The following is a 14,629-nucleotide window of genomic DNA, read 5'->3' on the forward strand; positions in this document are numbered from 1 at the left end:
CGGCCCGGCTCAGAGCGACGGCGCGGGCAGCGCCCCGAGCAGGATCGCGACGGCGGCCCCTGAGGCCACGACGATCAGGACCACCACCAGCCGCCGCCACAGCGGCGGGCGCGCGCCGACGCCGCGGGCGGTGATGCGGGTGGCGTCGACGCGCACCGGCCGCGCCCCGGAGCGGTGCGGGGCCCCGCCGGGCACCGGCAGCTCGCGCTCGGGCTCGCTCGCCGAGACCCCCAGGTGGGTCGCGTAGGCGCGCACGAACCCGGAGACGTATGCGGGGTCGGGCAGCGACTCGAAGCGGCCGTCCTCGATCGCCACCAGGTAGCGCTCGCGGATGCGGGTGGCCTCGGCGCACTCGGTGATCCCGAGGCCCTGGCGCATGCGGGCCTCGCGCAGGCGAGCGCCGATGGCGACCGGATCGTCCACCGGGCCAGCCTAAACCGCCCGGGGAGGCGGGCGCGATATGCGTCATGCTCCGCCGGCGGATGGATGCGCGATGAGCGAGCCCGACGACCACTACGCGGCGCTTGACGTCGCGCCCGACGCCGGCGCCCGGGAGATCAGGGACGCCTGGCGCTTCCGCATCGCCGCCTTCCACCCCGACCGCTTCCGCGACGCCGCCCAGCGGGAGCGCGCCCAGGAGATCACGAAGCGCGTCAACGCCGCCTGGCACGTGCTGGGCGACCCCGCCCGCCGCAGCCGCTACGACGCGCGGCGCACCCGGCGGGCGCGCGCCCGCACCGAGCCGGCCGGGCCGCCCCCGAGGCCGCGGCGCGAGCTGCCCTGCCCCACCTGCGCGAGCCGCTGTCGCGTGGACGACGCGGGCGGCGCGGTCGTGGAGCTGGCGTGCCCGGCGTGCGGCGCGCGCTTCCCCGCGATGATCGGCGCCTACTGCCTCGGCCGCCCCCGGCTGCAGCGCCGCTGGCTCGGCCTGCGCTACGAGGCCGTCTTCGCCGACGCGGCCGGCGGGCGCCGCTCCGTGAGCTTCCGGAGCCTGCCGCCCGAGCTCGCGCTGAGCGAGGGCGAGCTCTTCTCGGTGGTCTTCGACGCGCGCACGGGCCGGCCGGCCTACGCGATCGTGCACGGCACCGGCCTGGACATGGCCTGGCGCGTGCGCTGAGCGGCCGTCAGCGGCGCCGCGGGGTCACGGTCACGCGGACCGAGTCGCGCAGGCCGCCGGGCGCGCGGGCCAGGACGACGTAGGCCCCCGGCCGCACGGCCATCCGCCGCGCCACGCCGCGGGGCAGCCGCAGCGGGGTGGCGCCGGCGGGCATCCGGCGCGCGAGGACGGCCACGGGCCGGGCCGCGCCGGCCCGCCCGACGCGGACGGTGACACGGGCCGGCCGCGCCAGGCGCACCCGCAGGAGCGGCGCGCGCCCGGCGGCCAGGCGCGCGGGCGCGCGCAGCGTCAGGCGGCCGCGCGCCGGCCGGCGCGCGGCCCCGGCCGCCCCGATCACGGTCAGCGCGCGCGGCGGCCCGGCGGTCTCGTGGCCCGCGGCGTCCACCGCCACCACCTGCCAGAGGTGCGCGCCGCGGGCCAGCGTCAGCCGGTGCTCGGCGGCCGACGGCGGCAGCACGGCCGCGACGCGGCCGTCCACCAGCAGACGCTGCGCCGCGAGCCCGCTCGTGGCGTCGGTCGCCGGCCGCCACGCGAGGCGCACCGCCGGCCCCGCCGCGCGGGCGCCGTGGACCGGCGCGACGGGGAGCGCCGCCGAGGGCGGCGCGGTGTCGATCACCAGCGCACGGCCGGCGGCGGCGCGGGCGTTGCCGGCGCGGTCGACCGCCACGACGCTCCAGTGGTGCACCCCGTCGGCCAGCCCGGCGACGGCGGCCCGCGGGGCGGACGGGCGGGCGACGACCGCGCCGTCGATCAGCAGGCGGTAGCCCGCGAGCCCGGACGCCGCGTCCGCCGACGCCGACCACGCCATCGCGACCGCGCCGGCGGGCACCACGAGCCCGTCGGCCGGCGCGAGCAGGGCGAACGGCTCCGGCGGGGTCGTGTCGGGCGCCAGGACGCCGGCCCGGGTCAGCGCGCCCGCCATGTCCAGCCGCCGGCCGGACGCCGTCCGGCCGTCGAGCGCCGCGACGGGCGCGCCGCCCGACAGCAGGGCCGAGCGCACCTGCCACGGCGCCAGGCCCGGCCGCAGACCCAGCACGAGCGCCGCCGCGCCGCTGACGTGCGGTGCCGCCATGGAGGTCCCCGACATCCACCCCCACCCCCCGGCCGGCAGGGTGCTGTGGATCGCGGTGCCCGGCGCGCCGAGGTCGACCGACGTCACCCCGAGGTTGGAGAAGCCGGCCGGGGCGTCGTCCTCGTCGGTCGCCGCGACGGTCACCAGGTCGGGCGCGGGGCAGCTCGCCGGCCACGCCTTCACCTCGTCGATGTCGCGGCCGTCGTTGCCGGCCGCCGCGACGACCAGCACCCCGGCCGCGCCGGCCTCCGCGACCGCGTCGCACAGGGCCGGCGAGTAGGCGTCGCCGCCCCACGAGGCGTTGACCACCCGGGCCCCGTTGCGCACCGCGTACCGGATCGCCGCGATCGCGTGCGACGTCAGGCCGCTGCCGTCGCGCATGAACGTGAGCGGCATGATCACGGCGTTGGCGGTCACCCCCGCCACGCCCGTCGCGTCGCCGCGCCGGGCCGCGATGATGCCGGCCACGTGGGTGCCGTGGGCGTCGCCGCCGGCCGGGTCGAACACCGTCGGCGAGCCCAGGGCGAAGTTCCACCCGCGCACGTCGTCGACGTAGCCGTTGCCGTCGTCGTCGGCGCCGTTGCCGGGGATCTCGCCGGGGTTGGTCCAGATGCGCCCGGCCAGGTCCGGGTGGTCGGTCTGCACGCCCTCGTCGACCACCGCCACGACCACCTCCTCCGCGCCCGCGTCGGCCGCCCAGGCGACCGGGGCGCCGATGCGCGGCAGCGCCCACTGCAGGCCGTAGCGCGGGTCGTCGGTGGCCTCGAGCGCGCGCAGCGGCGGGTCGGGCTGCACCGACTCGGCGGCCGGCAGCCCCGCCAGCAGCGCGCGGGCGCGCTCGACGCTGATCGCCTCCGGCAGCTCGTAGACCCGCCAGCCCGCCATGAGCGGGCGCGCCGCGTCGGCGCCGAGGGCCCGCCCCACCCGGGCCCGCGCGTCCGGCGGTGCGCCGGGGTCGACCTTCACCAGCAGGCTGTCGGTGCGCGCCGCGGCGTCCGCGGCGCGCGCGGCGGCGTTCGCCGCGCCCGCCGCGGCGCCGAGCGCCAGCACGGCGACGGCCCAGGCCGCCGCGGCGCGGCGCGCCCGCGGGCCCATCGGTGGCGTGTGGTTCGGGGGGTCGGTCGGAGCGACTGCCGGCCTCCTTGCCGCGCGTCCGTCGCGCCGCGCCGGGCCCCGCGCGGGGGCCGGTGCGGCCACACCTCCCTATCGGCAGCCGGCGCCCGGGGCATCACCCCCCGGCGGGCGGCGGGCGCTCAGCCGGCGGCGGCGCCCCCGCGGCCGCCCAGCCGCTCGGCGAAGAAGGCCCGGATGGCCTCGCGGCCGCCCTCCGTGGCGACCTCCGCGAACCGGGCGGCCAGCGCGCCGCTGCCCGGGTCCCGGCGCACGACCTCCGCGTCCAGCGCATGCCAGCCGAGCTCGGCCAGCTCGATCTCGATCCGCACCTGCGACGCCGACGGGAAGTCCATGCCCGCCAGCAGGACGCCGCCCTCGCTCAGGTTGACGCTCTGCGCCTCCGCCACCTCGCCGCCGTCGGTCAGGACCCGCGCCTTGAGCGCGACGTCCTCGCGCCGGTGCAGGCGCCGGTCGTCGTGCGTGCTGTCAGCCATAGGGCGCTCCCTCGCTCCGCGTCCGTCCCGGGTCGGCCGCGATGCTAGCGGAGGGCGCCGCGCTCACGGCGGGTCGAGCGGGAGGCCGCGCTCGAACACGATGCGGTCGCCGTCGGGCCCCAGGAACCCCGGCTCCCGGCGGCCGGCGAAGCCGAGCCGCTCGTGGAAGCGGACCGACGCCGCACGGGCGGGCGCGGCCAGCGCCCGCACGCGCACGCAGCCACGGCCGGCGGCGCGGGCGCAGAACTCGCGGTAGAGGCGCTCGCCCGCGCCGCGCCCGCGCCAGGCCGGGGCGACCACGTGCATGTGCACGTACGCCAGGTCGGGCTCGCGCTCGCTGACCAAGCCGAGCAGGAAGCCCGCCGGCGCCCCGCCCGGCTCCTCGAGCCACACGCCCGAGGGGCCGAGCTGGTCGAAGAACAGCCGGTGCATGACCAGCCCCACCGGGTGGCCGAACCAGTCCTCGACCACCTCCCGGGCGCGCGGGAAGTCGGCGTCGCGCAGCGCGCGCGCGGCGAGCCCCGCCGCGTCGCCGGTCACTCGGGAGCAGGCACCGACCGGGCGACGTAGTCCTCGAGGAGCATGAGGTTGCCCTCGCCCACGCGCCGGGTGACCTGGAGCATCTGCTCCATCGTCGCGACCTCCTCGACCTGCTCGGTCACGAACCACTGCAGGAACGTGCTGGTGGCGTGGTCGTTCCTGGCGAGCGCGAGGTCCATGAGGCGGTCGATGTGCTCCGTCACCTGCTTCTCCCACTCGAGCGCCGCGCCCACCGCCTCCTCGGCGCTCTCGAACGTGGGCTTGGGCGCCGCGAGCGACGGGATGACCACCGGCCCGCCGACGTCCTGGACGTACTCGAGGAAGCGCATGGCGTGCTCGTGCTCCTCGGCCGCCTGCGCGGCGAAGAACCGCTTCAGCTCGGGCAGCCCCTCCGCGTCGAACCAGCTCGAGACGGAGAGGTACTGGAGGTGGGCCTCCAGCTCCCGTCCCATCTGGGCGTTGAGTGCGTCGATCGTGGCGCTGTCCACGGGCATGCTCGGCTCCTTGTGCGACTGCCGTGAGTCTAGTGGCCGCCCCCCGGACGGGGGATCGCAGCCCGCCGGGCCCGGCAGTAGTGTCCCGCCGTTCCCGGTACAAGGAGAAACTGAATGCGCGCCATCCGTCGCCGGCCCCTGGCCGGCCTGGTCGCGGTCGCAGCCGCGGCCGCCGTGATCGCCGGCTGTGGCGACGACGGCGGCAGCGGCCTGTCGGCCGACGAGTTCCGCGAGCGGGCCGACGCCATCTGCGCCGACGCCGAGCGGCAGCTCGACGGCCTCGAGGAGCCGACGTCGGCCGAGGGCCTGCTGCCGTTCCTGCGCTCGGGCCTCGAGATCCAGAACACCCAGCTCGAGGCGCTGAAGGGCCTGGAGCCGCCGGAGGACCTCAAGGGCACCTTCGACGAGGCCGTCGCCCTGCTCGAGGACCAGCAGGACGAGATCACCGCGACCGCCGACCGGATCGAGGCCGGCGAGGACGCCGAGACGGTGATCCGCGAGGCCGACCCGAAGATCGACGGGATCAACGACCAGGCCGACGCCAAGGCGAAGGAGCTCGGCCTGACGGTCTGCGGCTCCGAGGACGACGACGTCGACACCGACACCGACACCGGCACGAGCGCCGGCACGGCGACCGCGCCCGCGGCGACGACCGGCACCGCCCCCGAGACGACGGGCGGCACGGACACCAGCCCGGTCGGCCAGACCAACGCCTACGTCGACGACGTGCAGGCGGCGGCGGCGGCGCTCCAGAGCTTCGGCACCACGCTGCAGAGCTCCACCGGGCTGGAGGACCTGAAGTCGAAGATCCCGGGCGCGCGCACGGACCTCGACGAGTTCGACGCCGCGATCTCCAAGCTCGAGAACTACTCGCTGCCGACGGACCGGCTCGAGCGCCAGCGCACCGGCCTGCTGCGCACCGGCCCGCAGGTGAGCGACGTGCTGCGCCGCTTCCTCGACGCCGCCGAGGACGGCGACGCGGCCGGCGTGCAGAACCTGCTGCCCGAGGTGCAGAAGACGATCGGCGAGTTCCAGCAGGCGGCCACCGCCTCCTGAAGCCCCGCGGACGCTCCCCGCGGCGGGCCGCCGGCCCGCCGCGGGGGCGCCCCTACCTGCCCCGGCGCGCCTTCTCGGAGCGGCTCGCGCCGACGATCAGGGCCGTGACGATGAGGCCCCAGAACACGCCGTAGGCGAACCCGCGCCACAGCGGCTGGTTCATGAAGAGCACGTGCGCGGCCCACATGACGAGGACCGCCACGGGCCCGAGCAGGGCGACCTGCGTCACGACGTGCAGGTCCTCCCAGCGGCGCAGCCAGGCGGGCGGGTCCTTGCGGGCGGGGGCGGCCATGGGCCGAGGATACGCCGCCGCCGCGCGGCGGCCGCGCCACTATCATCACCGGCGTGCCGGGGCGATCGTCACCCGAGTGGGCCCTCGCGTCCGAGTGGATGGGGACGCTCGCCGACCTCGCCGGCGCCGCCGGGCTGCTGGGCTGGGACCGCGAGACGCTGATGCCGCCGGCGGGCTCCGAGGCCCGCGCGCTGCAGATGGGCACGCTGGCGGCGCTGCGCCATCGGGAGCTGGTGCGGCCGGACGCCGGCGAGGCGCTCGCCGCGCTGGCCGTGGACGCGGAGCTCGACGAGGACGCGCGGGCGGCCGTCCGGCTGGCGACGCGCGAGCGGGAGCGGGCGCTGCGCATCCCCGAGGCGCTCGTGCGCGAGATCAGCGAGGCGTGCTCGCGGTGCGTGGTCGCCTGGGCCGAGGCGCGCGAGCGGGACGACTTCGCGGCCTACGCGGGCCCGCTCGCCACGGTGATCGGGCTCAAGCGGCGCGAGGCCGAGGCCGTGGAGGTCGGCGACGAGCCCTACGACGCGCTGCTCGACGAGTACGAGCCCGGCGCGCGTGCCGCGGTGCTCGAGCCGGTGTTCGCGGGGCTGCGCGAGGCGCTGGCGCCGCTCGTGGCGGCCGCGGCGGAGCGGCCGCCGGTCGACCTGCCCCGCCGCGACTGGCCCGAGGAGGGCCAGATGGCGGTGGTGCACGAGGTCGCCCGCATGGTCGGGTTCGACATGTCGGGCGGGGTGGTCGCCAGGTCGCTCCACCCCTTCACCTCGTCGCCGCACCGGGGGGACGTGCGCCTCACCACCCGGGCGCTCCCCGACACCCCGATCGGCGCGATCAGCGCCGCGATGCACGAGCTGGGCCACGCCCTCTACGAGCAGGGCTTCCCGGCCGCCGCGGCCCGCACGCCGGTGCACGACGCGCCCTCGCTCGGCGCACACGAGTCGCAGTCGCGCTTCTGGGAGAACCAGGTCGGCCGCACGCTGGCCTTCTGGGAGACCCTCGAGCCGGTCATGCGGCGCCACCTGCCGGCCCCGATGGCCGGCATCGACGCCCACATGCTGCACGCCGCGGGGCGCACGGTGCGGCCGTCGCTCATCCGGGTCGAGGCCGACGAGGTCACCTACAACCTGCACATCGTGCTGCGCTTCGGGCTCGAGCTGGCCCTCGTGCGCGGCGACCTGGCCGTGGCCGACCTGCCCGGCGCCTTCGCCGACGGCATGCAGGAGCTGCTCGGCATCCGCCCGCCCACCGACGCGCTCGGCGTGATGCAGGACATCCACTGGGCCGACGGGCTCGTGGGCTACTTCCCCACCTACACCCTCGGCAACCTGTACTCGGCCCAGCTCGCCGACGCCCTCGAGGCCGAGCTCGGCTCGATCGAGGACCTGGTCGCGGCCGGGCGCCTCGACGCCATCCTGGCCTTCATGCGCGAGCGGGTGCACCGCCACGGCGCCCGCCTGCCCACCGACGAGCTCATGCGCCGCGCCACCGGGGTCGAGCTCGGCCCCGACGCGCTCGTGGCGCACCTGGAGCGGGCGGCCCTAGCGCACGGCTGAGGCCGCCGGCCCGCGCCCGGCGGCCGCGCGGCGGCGCGGCGGGTCCAGCAGCGCACGCGCCCGCAGCCCCGCCCCCACGATGCCCGCCTCGTTGCGCAGCGCCGCCGGCACGATCGGCGGGCGGGCCGTGAGGCGCGGCACGAACCTGTCCGCCTTGCGCGAGATGCCGCCGCCGAGGATCACGAGGTCCGGCCAGATCAGCTGGTCCACCCGGTGCAGGTACTCGTCGAGCAGGGGCGCCCACTTGGCCCACGACAGCCCGCGCCGGGTGCGCGCGCCCGCCGAGGCGCGCAGCTCGGCGTCCTTGCCGCGGATCTCGATGTGGCCCAGCTCGGTGTTGGGCACCAGCACGCCGTCGCTGAACAGCGCCGAGCCGATGCCGGTGCCGAGGGTGAGCACCAGCACGACCCCCGTCACGCCCCGGCCGGCCCCGAAGCGCATCTCCGCGATGCCCGCCGCGTCGGCGTCGTTGAGCACGACGCACGGGCGGCCGATCGCCTCGGAGAACATCTCGGCCGCGGGCACGCCGATCCAGGTGGCGTCGATGTTGGCCGCGGCGGTCACCACGCCGCCGACGATCGGGCCCGGCACGCCGATGCCGACCGGGCCGCCGTCCCGCGGCAGGCCGGCCACGACCTCGGCGGTGGCGGCCACGACGGCCTCCGGCACGGCCGGCTGCGGCGTGAGCACCCGCACGCGCTCGCCGATCAGCGCCCCGCGGCGGGCGTCGACGACGCCCGCCTTGATGCCGGAGCCGCCGATGTCGACCCCGATCAGCCCCCTCACGCGGGCACGCTCTCCGTGTCGTAGCGCACCAGCGAGCACACCTCGTAGCCGGCGAGCGTGCTGCGGCCCGGCAGGAAGGTGAGCTCGGCGACCACGCCGACGCCCGCGACCTCGCCGCCGAGGGCCTCGATCAGCCGGCACACCGCCAGCGCGGTGCCGCCGGTGGCGAGCAGGTCGTCGTGCACCAGCACGCGCATGCCGGGCCGCACCGCGTCGCGGTGCAGCTCCAGCGAGTCGGTGCCGTACTCGAGCTCGTACGACTGGCGCACCGTCTCCCAGGGCAGCTTCCCCGGCTTGCGCGCCGCCGCGAAGCCCACGCCGAGCTCGGCCGCCAGCGCGCCGCCCATCACGAAGCCGCGCGCCTCGACGCCCACCACGATGTCGGGCTCCAGGGCCCGCGCCCACCCGGCGATGCGGGCGACGCCGGCGGCGAGCCCCTCGGCGCTCTGGAAGAGCGGCATCAGGTCGTAGAACAGGATCCCGGGCTGCGGGTGGTCCGGGATCTTGCGGATCGCCGCGTCGAGGTCGAAGGCCTCCGCGCTCACGGGCTGGCGATCTGCCGCAGCTCGGAGATCAGCATCAGGTGCCGCATGTGCGAGGCGAGCGCGGCGAGGTTCTCCAGCGCCTCGAGCGCCTCGCGCCGCCGCTCCGGGTTGCGCGAGCGCAGGCCGGTGGTGAGCAGCTGCTGCAGCAGGCCCGCCTCGCGCTCGGCCGCGACGCGGAAGATGCGCAGGTGGCGCGGCTCCACGCCGTAGCTGGACAGCTCGAGCGCCGTCTGCACCACCTCGCGGTCGGTCTCGTCGAAGGCGTCGCCCGCGCGCTCGCCGATCAGGCCGTACTCCTGCAGCTGGCGCACCAGCGTCGGCGGGGCCCCGGTGGTGCTCGCGATCTCCTCGCCCGTGTACCGGCGGGTGGGCGGCGGCTCGGCGAGCTGGGCGCGCTTGAGCTGCTTCGCCTGGTTGGCGACGCTGAACGCGCCGGTGGTGGACGACTCGAGCTCCTGGCGGATCACCCGCAGCGGCAGGAACTCGTCGCGCTGCAGGCGCAGGATCGTGCGCAGGCGCTCGACCTCGAGCGGCGTGTAGAGCCGGTAGCCGCCCGCCGTGCGCTTCGGCGAGATCAGCTTCTGGTCCTCGAGGTACCGGATCTTCGAGATCGTGATCGACGGGTGGTCCTCGCGGAGCAGGTCGCAGACGGCGCCGATCGTGAGGGCCTTGCCGCCCCCGTCGGCGTCGTCGTCCGGCAGGAGGGTCGGCTCGTTCACCCTGCGAGGTACGTCAGTCGGAACTTCCCGATCTGCAGCTCGTCGCCGTCCTCGAGCAGCTCCTCCTCCTCGATGCGCCGGCGGTTGACGTAGGTGCCGTTGAGGCTGCCCAGGTCCCGCAGCGCCGTGCGCCCGCCCACGCGGCGGATGACCGCGTGGTTGCGCGAGACGGTGACGTCGTCGAGGAAGACGTGCGCCGACGGCTCACGGCCGATCGTGACGGTGTCCTCGTCGAGCGTGAAGACCGCGCCGGGCGGGCCGCCCGAGCGCACCGCCAGCGTCGGCCCCTGGACCGACGGGCCCTGCCAGGCGCCGGTCTCGGCCTGCTCGTCGCTGATCGCCAGCGGCCCGGTGATCTCGCCGGTGCCCTGGTTCTCCACGATCAGCAGCGCGCCGCAGCGGCCGCAGTACTTGTGCGCCTCGCTCTGATGGAACCCGCATTCGGGGCAATACACGCAGCCCTCCCCGCCTCGACGCGCCCCGTGCCCGCTAGCGCTCGTCCTCGAGCAGCTCCATGTCGCGGAAGCGCCCGGCCAGGATCTGGCTCAGCCGGTCCACGTCGACCACCGACAGGGCCTGCTCGTCCTCGCCCTTCAGGCGCCGGACCAGCTCGCTCCGCAGGAGGTCGATCCGCCCGTGCAGCACGCGCCGCTGCATGGAGATCTCCCGCTCCTCGTCGATCAGCTGGCGGATCAGGTCCTTCAGCTCGCCGTCCGAGAGCTGGCTGAGGTCGGGCTGGGCGTCCATCGAGGCTCCTCCTCCGGTGAACGCCCAGTGTAGCGGGCGCCGCGGCCAACCCTCAGGGGCGGGTCGAGGGAGCCTCCGCCGGCGCCCCCCGCGCCGCCCGCAACCGGCGCGCAGCGATCACCGCGTAGTGGGCGAGCGTGCCGAGGCTCATGGCGACCGCGGCCCAGAACAGCACGTCCACCCAGAGCGCGTCGAGCAGGATCGCCCCGCCCGCCCCCGCCATCGCGAGCGCCGACGAGACCTTCCCGGCGAAGTCCACCCGCATCTCGACCCCCCGCCGCAGCAGCAGCGCGAAGCCCGCCATGATCACCAGGTCGCGGGCGATGATCAGCGCCGGCCCCGCCGGGTGGATGCGGCCGAGCAGGATCACCCCCACCAGCCCCACCAGCACCAGCAGCCGGTCCGCGAGGGGGTCCGCGATCCGGCCGAAGCGCGACTCCGCGCGCAGCCGGCGCGCGAGCCACCCGTCGAGCAGGTCCGTCGCGCCGACCACGCCGAACAGCAGCGCCGCCCAGGGGGCCGTGGGGCCCTCGGCGCGCCAGAGGATCGCCACCAGCACCGGGAGCGAGGCGAGGCGGGCGACGGTGAGCGCGTTCGGCACCCAGCGCAGCCGCGATCGCCTGCCGGCAGGCGGATGTCGCTCGGGTGCTGGGGGCGCGTCCACGGGGCGGCATCATCGCCGACGACGGCGGCGGCGCGCCCCCGGGGGCGGTGCGGGGTGCGGAGTGCGCCACTTGGCGCGATCGGCGTGCGCCAAGTGGCGCATCCCCCGACAGCGGCGACCCGGACGCCGAACGCGGCGCCGTCGCCACCCGCGAGCCCCCGGAGGAGCCGGCGGCTCCGTCAACGGGGGGACATCGATCGGGGCGAGAGGATTTGAACCTCCGACCGCCCGGCCCCCAGCCGGGTGCGCTACCAGACTGCGCCACGCCCCGAGTCGCGCCTCACTCTACCGCAGCTCGCCGCCACTGTCGTGCCGGGCCGGGGCCGGTAGCATCCGGCGCCGATGGCAAAGGCACCGATTCTCGCCTCGCGCAGCGAGGACTTCCCGCAGTGGTACCAGGACGTCATCGCCAAGGCGGAGCTCGCGGAGAACGGCGCGGCGCGCGGGACGATGGTGATCCGCCCCTACGCGTACGGCATCTGGGAGCGGATGCAGGCCGACATGGACCGCCGCATCAAGGCGTGCGGGGCCGAGAACGTCTACCTGCCGCTCTTCATCCCCGAGTCGTACCTGCGGCGCGAGGCCGAGCACGTGGAGGGCTTCAGCCCGGAGCTGGCGGTGGTGACCGTCGCGGGCGGCAAGGAGCTCGAGGAGCCGCTCGTGGTGCGGCCCACGTCGGAGACGCTGTTCGGCGAGCTGATGGCGAAGTGGGTGCAGTCGTACCGCGACCTGCCGCTGCTGCTGAACCAGTGGGCCAACGTGGTGCGCTGGGAGCTGCGGCCGCGCACCTTCCTGCGCACGACGGAGTTCCTCTGGCAGGAGGGCCACACCGCCCACGCCACCCGGGAGGACGCCGCCGCCTACGCCCGGCGCATCCTGCTCGACGTCTACCGCGGCTTCATGACCGACATGCTCGCCGTGCCGGTGCTGGTGGGCGCGAAGACGGCGCGGGAGCGCTTCGCCGGCGCGACCAACACCATGACCTGCGAGGCCATGATGGGCGACGGCAAGGCCCTGCAGATGGGCACGAGCCACGAGCTGGGCCAGAACTTCGCCCGCGCCTTCGGGATGGACTACCTCGACGACTCGGGCACGCTCCAGCACTGCTGGACGACCTCGTGGGGCACGACCACCCGCATGATCGGCGGCCTCATCATGTGCCACGGCGACGACCACGGCCTGCGGGTGCCGCCCCGGGTGGCGCATGTCCAGGCGGTCGTGATGGTCGTGCGCGACGACGACGCGGGCGCGGTCTCGGCGGAGGCGCGCCGGGTGGCGGAGGAGCTGGCCGCGGCCGGCGTCCGTGCGCGGGTCGACGACCAGACCTCGACCGGCTTCGGCCGGCGCGTCACCGACTGGGAGCTGAAGGGCGTGCCGGTGCGGGTCGAGATCGGCCCGCGCGACCTGGCCGAGGGCGCCGTCACCCTCGCCCGCCGCGACGCCCGCACGAAGGAGACCGTTCCCGCGGCCGGGCTCGCGACGGCCGTCCCGGCGCTGCTGGAGGAGATCCAGGACACCCTGCTGCGCGAGGCGACGGCGTTCCGCGACTCGCGCACGGCGGACGTCGGCTCGATCGACGAGGCCATCGAGGCGGCGCGCACCGGCTTCGCCCGCATCCCCTGGGACCGGGTGGGCGACGACGGCGAGGACCGCCTGGCCGAGCACGCGATCACCGTGCGCTGCCTGCAGACGGCCGAGGGCACGGTGCCCGGCGACGACCCGCGGGACCTGCGGGCGATCGTCGCGCGCGCCTACTGAGCCCGCCCGGCCCGTCGCGCGGCCCTAGGAGCGGCTGAGCGCCTCGGCGCCGGCGCGCGGGAAGCGCGCCTCGACGTAGTCCTCGACCATCCGGATGAAGTCCTGGGCCAGCGTGGGGCCCTCGAGCGTCGTGGCCTTCTCCCCGTCCACGTACACGGGCGCCCGCGGCTGCTCGCCGGTGCCGGGCAGGCTGATGCCGATGTCGGCGGCGCGGCTCTCCCCCGGCCCGTTGACGATGCAGCCCATCACGGCCACCTTCAGCTCGGCGGCGCCGGGCCGCTCGACGCGCCAGATGCGCATCCGCTCGTCGAGGTGGCGCTCGATCGTCTGGGCGAGCTCCTGGAACACGGTGCTCGTGGTGCGGCCGCACCCCGGGCAGGCCGTCACCTGGGGCCGGAAGGCGCGCAGGCCGAGGCTCTGCAGCAGCTCGCGGCAGACGCGCACCTCCGTGGAGCGGTCGCCGCCCGGCTCGGGGGTCAGGCTGGCCCGGATCGTGTCGCCGACGCCGTCCTGCAGCAGCACGGCCAGCGCGGCCGTGGTCGACACGATGCCCTTCACGCCCATGCCGGCCTCGGTGAGGCCCAGGTGCAGCGGGTAGCTGCAGCGGGCGCCCAGCTCCCGGTAGACGGCGATCATGTCCTGCAGCCGGCTGGTCTTGCAGGAGATGACGATCATGTACGGCGGCAGGCCGAGCTCCTCCGCCGCCGCGGCCGAGGTCAGCGCGCTCTGCACCATCGCCTCGCGCAGCACCTCGTCGGCGGTGAGCGGGTCGTCGCGACGCCCGTTCTCGTCCATCAGCCGGTCGAGCAGCTCGGGGTCGAGCGAGCCGGCGTTGACGCCGATGCGCACCGGCCGGCGGTGGTCGATCGCGGCCTGCACCATCGTCGCGAAGTTCGCGTCGTGGCGGGCGCCGCGCCCCACGTTGCCCGGGTTGATGCGGTACTTGGCCAGGGCGTCGGCCGTCTCGGGGAACTCGCGCAGCAGCGTGTGGCCGTTGTAGTGGAAGTCGCCCACCAGCGGCACGTCGACGCCGTGCTCGTCGCGCAGCCGGTCGCGGATCTCGGGCACCTTGGCCGCCGCGGCGCGGTTGTTGACCGTGATCCGCACGACCTCCGAGCCGGCCTCCGCCAGTGCGGCCACCTGGGCGGCCGTGGCCACGGCGTCGGCCGTGTCGGTGTTGGTCATCGACTGCACCACGACGGGGGCGCCGCCCCCGATCTGCACGTCGCCGACGCGGCAGGCGTGGCTGTGCCGGCGCAGGATGGTCACGCCGTTGAGGTTAGCCGAGCGCCGCGGCGCCCGCCGACGTGATCCGGGACAACCGGGCCAGCGAGTCGACGGCCAGCCGTCGCGCCGCCGGCAGGCGCGCCGCCTCCGCCTCGGGCACGCAGACCTCCATCTCGACGGCGCAGCCGGCCGGATGGGGCTCGAGCGCCACCCGGATGTCGATGTCGGAGACGAGGCACGAGATCACCACGCGCGCGCCGTCGGCCCGGGTGGTCACGCGCGTCGGCATCGGGAAGTCGGGCCAGCCGTGCAGGTAGCGGGTCACGGTGCCGTCGTCGCCGCCCTCCACCCGCTCGGTGTCGACCAGCCACTCGGGCATGCGCTCCGGGTCGTGCACGAGCCGCCACACCTGCGCGGGCGGCGCGGCGCAGACCGTCCGCTCGGTGAAGGCCGGCACG

The 14,629-nt window shown here is 76.3% G+C and carries 18 protein-coding genes and 1 tRNA gene; 4 read left to right on the forward strand and 15 right to left on the reverse strand.

Annotated elements, in window-relative coordinates; genetic code table 11:
- Positions 1-9 precede the first annotated feature (9 nt).
- Complete coding sequence (locus tag ITJ85_RS09175) at positions 10-423, reverse strand: helix-turn-helix domain-containing protein (RefSeq protein ID WP_217912800.1); 414 nt, start codon at positions 421-423, stop codon at positions 10-12.
- Positions 424-493: 70 nt separating this feature from the next.
- Here ITJ85_RS09175 and ITJ85_RS09180 point away from each other — a divergent pair, with 70 nt between their 5' ends.
- Entirely contained in the window at positions 494-1,117 is a 624-nt protein-coding gene (locus ITJ85_RS09180) for a J domain-containing protein (protein WP_217912801.1), read from the forward strand.
- Positions 1,118-1,124: 7 nt separating this feature from the next.
- On the opposite strand, the gene ITJ85_RS09185 is transcribed toward ITJ85_RS09180, so the two are convergent.
- The 4 genes from ITJ85_RS09185 to ITJ85_RS09200 form a co-directional block, all read right to left on the reverse strand.
- Positions 1,125-3,284 (reverse strand): S8 family peptidase, encoded by a 2,160-nt coding sequence (locus ITJ85_RS09185; RefSeq protein WP_217912802.1) that lies wholly within the window; start codon positions 3,282-3,284, stop codon positions 1,125-1,127.
- 158 nt (positions 3,285-3,442) lie between these two features.
- Complete coding sequence (locus ITJ85_RS09190; RefSeq protein ID WP_217912803.1) at positions 3,443-3,796, reverse strand: PilZ domain-containing protein; 354 nt, start codon at positions 3,794-3,796, stop codon at positions 3,443-3,445.
- A gap of 63 nt (positions 3,797-3,859) precedes the next feature.
- Positions 3,860-4,336 (reverse strand): GNAT family N-acetyltransferase, encoded by a 477-nt coding sequence (locus tag ITJ85_RS09195; protein ID WP_217912804.1) that lies wholly within the window; start codon positions 4,334-4,336, stop codon positions 3,860-3,862.
- Positions 4,333-4,830 (reverse strand): ferritin, encoded by a 498-nt coding sequence (locus ITJ85_RS09200; protein ID WP_217912805.1) that lies wholly within the window; start codon positions 4,828-4,830, stop codon positions 4,333-4,335. The genes ITJ85_RS09195 and ITJ85_RS09200 overlap by 4 nt, the downstream gene beginning before the upstream one ends.
- A 114-nt stretch (positions 4,831-4,944) precedes the next feature.
- Between ITJ85_RS09200 and ITJ85_RS09205 the strand changes: the two genes are divergently transcribed.
- Positions 4,945-5,886, forward strand: a complete 942-nt coding sequence (locus ITJ85_RS09205) for a hypothetical protein (RefSeq protein ID WP_217912806.1) — start codon at positions 4,945-4,947, stop codon at positions 5,884-5,886.
- A gap of 52 nt (positions 5,887-5,938) precedes the next feature.
- On the opposite strand, the gene ITJ85_RS09210 is transcribed toward ITJ85_RS09205, so the two are convergent.
- Positions 5,939-6,178, reverse strand: coding sequence for a hypothetical protein (locus ITJ85_RS09210; RefSeq protein ID WP_217912807.1), 240 nt, complete (start codon positions 6,176-6,178; stop codon positions 5,939-5,941).
- Between the two features lie 53 nt (positions 6,179-6,231).
- Here ITJ85_RS09210 and ITJ85_RS09215 point away from each other — a divergent pair, with 53 nt between their 5' ends.
- On the forward strand, positions 6,232-7,725 hold the full coding sequence (locus tag ITJ85_RS09215) for a carboxypeptidase M32 (RefSeq protein ID WP_217912808.1): 1,494 nt from the start codon (positions 6,232-6,234) through the stop codon (positions 7,723-7,725).
- On the opposite strand, the gene ppgK is transcribed toward ITJ85_RS09215, so the two are convergent.
- The 7 genes from ppgK to ITJ85_RS09250 all read right to left on the reverse strand — a co-directional run bounded on the left by ppgK (position 7,711) and on the right by ITJ85_RS09250 (position 11,457).
- Positions 7,711-8,511 (reverse strand): polyphosphate--glucose phosphotransferase, encoded by an 801-nt coding sequence (ppgK, locus tag ITJ85_RS09220; RefSeq protein WP_217912809.1) that lies wholly within the window; start codon positions 8,509-8,511, stop codon positions 7,711-7,713. The two genes, ITJ85_RS09215 and ppgK, sit on opposite strands and share 15 nt — an antisense overlap.
- A complete protein-coding gene (locus ITJ85_RS09225; RefSeq protein WP_217912810.1) occupies positions 8,508-9,056 on the reverse strand; it encodes an adenine phosphoribosyltransferase in 549 nt (182 codons plus the stop codon). Before ITJ85_RS09225 ends, ppgK begins: the two co-directional genes overlap by 4 nt.
- On the reverse strand, positions 9,053-9,775 hold the full coding sequence (ftsR, locus tag ITJ85_RS09230) for a transcriptional regulator FtsR (protein WP_217912811.1): 723 nt from the start codon (positions 9,773-9,775) through the stop codon (positions 9,053-9,055). Before ftsR ends, ITJ85_RS09225 begins: the two co-directional genes overlap by 4 nt.
- Positions 9,772-10,230 carry an FHA domain-containing protein gene (locus tag ITJ85_RS09235; RefSeq protein ID WP_217912812.1) on the reverse strand — a complete coding sequence of 153 codons (459 nt, stop codon included), beginning with the start codon at positions 10,228-10,230 and terminating at the stop codon, positions 9,772-9,774. Before ITJ85_RS09235 ends, ftsR begins: the two co-directional genes overlap by 4 nt.
- Before the next feature lie 34 nt (positions 10,231-10,264).
- Positions 10,265-10,522 carry an RsiG family protein gene (locus ITJ85_RS09240; RefSeq protein ID WP_217912813.1) on the reverse strand — a complete coding sequence of 86 codons (258 nt, stop codon included), beginning with the start codon at positions 10,520-10,522 and terminating at the stop codon, positions 10,265-10,267.
- A 52-nt stretch (positions 10,523-10,574) separates the two neighbouring features.
- The gene (locus tag ITJ85_RS09245; protein ID WP_217912814.1) at positions 10,575-11,123 is read right to left on the reverse strand and encodes a CDP-alcohol phosphatidyltransferase family protein; all 549 of its coding nucleotides are present in this window, start codon (positions 11,121-11,123) and stop codon (positions 10,575-10,577) included.
- Positions 11,124-11,383: 260 nt separating this feature from the next.
- Positions 11,384-11,457, reverse strand: a tRNA-Pro gene (locus ITJ85_RS09250).
- A 71-nt stretch (positions 11,458-11,528) separates the two neighbouring features.
- Between ITJ85_RS09250 and proS the strand changes: the two genes are divergently transcribed.
- The gene (gene proS, locus ITJ85_RS09255) at positions 11,529-12,944 is read left to right on the forward strand and encodes a proline--tRNA ligase (protein ID WP_217912815.1); all 1,416 of its coding nucleotides are present in this window, start codon (positions 11,529-11,531) and stop codon (positions 12,942-12,944) included.
- 24 nt (positions 12,945-12,968) lie between these two features.
- Here proS and ispG read toward each other — a convergent pair whose 3' ends face one another.
- Positions 12,969-14,213, reverse strand: a complete 1,245-nt coding sequence (gene ispG, locus ITJ85_RS09260) for a flavodoxin-dependent (E)-4-hydroxy-3-methylbut-2-enyl-diphosphate synthase (protein ID WP_217912816.1) — start codon at positions 14,211-14,213, stop codon at positions 12,969-12,971.
- Between the two features lie 10 nt (positions 14,214-14,223).
- The gene (locus ITJ85_RS09265; RefSeq protein ID WP_217912817.1) at positions 14,224-14,628 is read right to left on the reverse strand and encodes an SRPBCC family protein; all 405 of its coding nucleotides are present in this window, start codon (positions 14,626-14,628) and stop codon (positions 14,224-14,226) included.
- Position 14,629 lies beyond the last annotated feature (1 nt).

It is taken from the genome of Miltoncostaea marina, assembly GCF_018141525.1.
GTDB classification, from domain to species: Bacteria; Actinomycetota; Thermoleophilia; order Miltoncostaeales; family Miltoncostaeaceae; genus Miltoncostaea; species Miltoncostaea marina.